The organism is Streptomyces sp. NPDC003016, from assembly GCF_053591455.1.
The window spans coordinates 1-4,318 of the sequence record NZ_JBSFTV010000092.1; the positions used below are offsets into that span (position 1 = coordinate 1).

Genomic DNA, 4,318 nt, shown 5'->3' on the forward strand with positions numbered 1-4,318 from the left:
CCGACTGCGCCGACCGCACCAGACCCCACGCCGCCGCGGCCGCCAGATCCTGACCGCCCACCGCACCCCGCGTCACAAAGACAAAGCGGGACTCCACGAACCTCTCGTCCGACAACCGCTCCTGAATCCGCTCCAGAACCCGATGCGTCAACGCATGCACACCACCAGCCACACCAGCAGCCGAACCCCCAGCCACCGGGATCAGAACCACACCCGGCACGACAGAGTCGGCCTCGGCCAATGCCGCTGGATCTGCTGCCAGTTCGAGCTCGACATCCGCACCTTGCAAGGCTTCGGTCAGGCCGAACATGTCCTCGCCCGCCACCGCGAGCCTCTGCGGCTCCTCCACAGGCGCCCCAGACGCAGACGCAGACCCAGGCGCCGGCATGGCAACCCAGTCGAGCCGGAACAACGCGTCCTGCGTCAGCCCGGCATCACCACTCACACCCTCCGCCGACAGCGCACGCATCGCCAACGACTCCACCGACGCGACCAGCGCACCCGACAGATCCGCCACCACGATCGACAGCACACCATCGACCCCACGCGCCAGCCTCACCCGAACCGCGGAAGCACCCGACGCCAGCAGCGACACCCCACTCCACGAGAACGGCACACCACCCGCCTCAGACGGCGAATCCAGGAACCACCCCGCATGCAACGCCGAGTCCAGCAGAGCGGGATGCAGACCGAAAGCGGCCGCGTCCTTATGCGCGCTCTCCGGCAGACTCACCTCGGCGAAGACCTCACCGTCCCGGACCCACGCGGCCCGCAGACCCTGGAACACCGGACCATAGGCAAAGCCCAGCTCGGCGAAGCGCTCGTAGCAGCCCTCGACATCCAGCGCCTCCGCGCCCGCCGGCGGCCACACCGTCGCATCGAAGCCTTCGACCGTGCCCCGGCTATCGGCCGTCAGCTCGCCCGAAGCGTGCTTCGTCCAAGGCGACTCCGTGCCCTCCGGACGAGAGTGAATCCCCACGGAACGCCGGCCCGACTCGTCGGGAGTACCGACTGCGACCTGGACCTGGACCGCGCCGTGTTCCGGAAGAGCGAGCGGCGCAGCCAGCGTCAGCTCCTCGACGTGATCGCAACCGACCTCGTCACCGGCCCGGATCGCGAGCTCCAGCAACGCCGTACCCGGCACCAGGACCCGGCCCATCACCGCATGATCAGCCAGCCACGGATGCGACTGCACCGCCAGACGACTGGTGAACAGCACACCGTCGTCCTCAGCCAGCTCCACCACACCGCTCAGCAGAGGATGACCGGCCGACACCAACCCGACCGCCACCGCATCATCAGCACCGCCCCGCAGACTCCGAGGCCAGAACGCCTGACGCTCGAAGGCGTACGTCGGAACATCCACCCGCGACGCCCCGGTCCCCGCGAAGAACCGCGCCCAGTCCACCACCGCACCACACACATGCAACTGGGACAGAGCCGCGACAACCGACAACTCCTCAGGCCGATTCTTACGGAGTATCGGTATGAGCGTCGCACCCTCGGATACGGATTCCTGGGCCATGGCGGCGAGGACGCCGTCGGGACCCAGCTCCAGGAACGTGGTCACGCCCCGGTCGGCGAGGGTCTGCACGCCGTCGGCGAAGCGCACGGCCTCGCGGACGTGGCGCACCCAGTACCCGGCCGAGCACAGCTCCTCGGCCGACGCCGTACCACCGGTCAGGTTGGAGACCACCGGGATGACCGGCTCGGCGTACGACAGACCCTCCGCGACCGCCCGGAACTCCTCCAGCATCGGATCCATCAACGGCGAATGGAACGCGTGCGACACGCGCAGACGCGTCGTCTTACGGCCCAGTTCCACAAGTTGGGCGGCGACCTTCAGAGCCGCCTGCTCGCCTCCGGAAACCACCACCGACGACGGGCCGTTGACCGCCGCGATCGACACACCGTCGGCCAGCAGCGGCAGGACCTCGTCCTCCGTCGCCTGCACCGCGACCATGGCGCCGCCGGTCGGCAGCGCCTGCATCAACCGCGCCCGCGCCACCACCAACGAACAGGCGTCTTCCAGCGAGAACACCCCCGCCACATGCGCCGCCGCGATCTCACCGATCGAATGACCCGCCACGAAGTCGGGCCTGACACCCCACGACTCCACCAGACGGAACAACGCCACCTCGACCGCGAACAACGCCGGCTGAGTGAAGCCCGTCTCGTTCAGCAGCTCGACATCCCCGCCCCACATCACCTCACGCAACGGGCGGCCCAGCAGCGGATCCAGCACGGTGAACACCGCGTCCAGCGCCTCGGCGAAAACCGGGAACCGGCCGTACAACTCCCGGCCCATCCCCAGCCGCTGCGAACCCTGACCCGAGAACAACACCGCCGACTTGTCAGCAACGACCGCACCAGACACCACCGACGCATCCGGAGCACCGGACGCGAGAGCAGTCAACGCGCGCACCGCATCGGTCGAGCCATTCGCCAGCACCACCGCACGGTGGTCGAACTTCGACCGGCCCGTCGCCAGCGAGTATCCGACGTCCACCGGCCTAAGCTCGGACCGCTCCTCCATCGAGGCCAGCAGCTTGGCGGCCTGGCCGCGCAGCGCCTCCGGCGTCTTGCCGGACAGCACCCACGGCACCACACCCAGCTCCACCGCAGGAGCCTCGGGCCCCGTCACCAGCGTTCCCTGGATGACATTCGCCGGCTGCTCCAGGATGAGGTGCGCGTTCGTACCGCTGATCCCGAACGACGACACAGCCGCACGCCGGGCACGACCGGCCTCGGGCCAGGGGGTCGACTCGGTCAGCAGCTCCACTGCGCCCGCCGTCCAGTCCACGTGGGACGACGGGGCGTCGACGTGCAGCGTCTGCGGCAGCACACCGTGGCGCATCGCCATGATCATCTTGATGACGCCCGCCACACCGGCGGCCGCCTGGGTGTGACCGATGTTCGACTTCACCGAACCCAGCAGCAGCGGCTGCTCCGGGTCGCGGTCGCGTCCGTACGTCGCGATCAGGGCCTGCGCCTCGATCGGGTCACCGAGCGTGGTGCCGGTGCCGTGCGCCTCGACGACGTCGACGTCACCCGTCGACAGGCCACCGCTGGCGAGCGCCTGGCGGATCACGCGCTGCTGCGAGGGACCGTTGGGCGCGGTCAGGCCGTTGGACGCACCGTCCTGGTTGACCGCGCTGCCCCGCACCACGGCCAGGATCTCGTGACCGTTGCGCAACGCGTCCGACTGCCGCTCCAGCACCAGCATGCCGACACCCTCGGACCAGCCGACACCGTCGGCCGACTCGGAGAACGCCTTGCACCGACCGTCAGGAGCGAGGCCGCGCTGCCGGGAGAAGTCCACGAACACCGACGGGGTCGACATCACGGTCACGCCACCGGCCAGCGCCAGCGAGCACTCCCCGCTGCGCAGGGCCTGCATCGCCCAGTGCATCGCCACCAGCGACGACGAACACGCCGTGTCCACCGTCACCGCCGGACCCTCCAGGCCCAGGGTGTACGACACCCGGCCCGACGCCAGACTCGTACTTCCGCCTCCCTGGAAGCCCTCGAACTCAGGGCCCCCCAGCAGAGAGGTGTAGTCGCTGTACATCACACCGGCGAACACACCGGTCGCACTGCCCTTGAGCGTGGCCGGGTCGATCCCGGCCCGCTCGATCGCCTCCCACGACGCTTCGAGCAGCAACCGCTGCTGCGAGTCGGTCGCCAGCGCCTCGCGCGGCGACATCCCGAAGAACGCGAGATCGAATTCATCCGCCGTGTGCAGGAACCCGCCCTGCCGCGTGTACGAGGTACCCATGTGGTCGGGGTCGGGGTTGTAGAGCCCGTCCACGTCCCAGCCGCGGTTGGTCGGGAAGCCGGACACGGCATCCGTCCCCTCCGTGACCAGTCGCCACAGATCCTCGGGCGTGGTCACACCGCCCGGGTACCGGCAGCTCATCCCGACGACCACGATCGGGTCGTCGGCCACCGAGGGAGCGTGCGCGGCGACCGGTTCGACGACCGTCGCGTCCGATCCCAGCAGCTCCTCGAGCAGGTGGTCCACGAGCATCTGAACGGTCGGGTAGTCGAAAGCCATCGTGGCCGACAGCCGTAGCCCGCTGGCGGTGTTGAGCCGGTTGCGGAGTTCGACTGCGGTGAGCGAGTCGAAGCCCAGCTCACGGAAGGCACGTTCGGGGTTGACCGCGTTGGCGTCGGCATGCCCCAGCACCAGGGCGACCTGCCCACGTACCAGATCCAGCAACACCTCCTGACGCTCAACGACCGTCAGCACCGACAACCGCTCCACCAGCCCCGCTGCCGCACCGCCCGCCGCGGCAGCCGCACGACGCGACCGCAC

The 4,318-nt window shown here is 69.3% G+C and carries 1 protein-coding gene; it reads right to left on the reverse strand.

All coding sequences use genetic code 11. The features are described from left to right. Nucleotides 1-4,318: type I polyketide synthase (locus ACWDZ4_RS34960; protein WP_451512411.1), on the reverse strand; the 4,318-nt coding region annotated here is incomplete at both ends.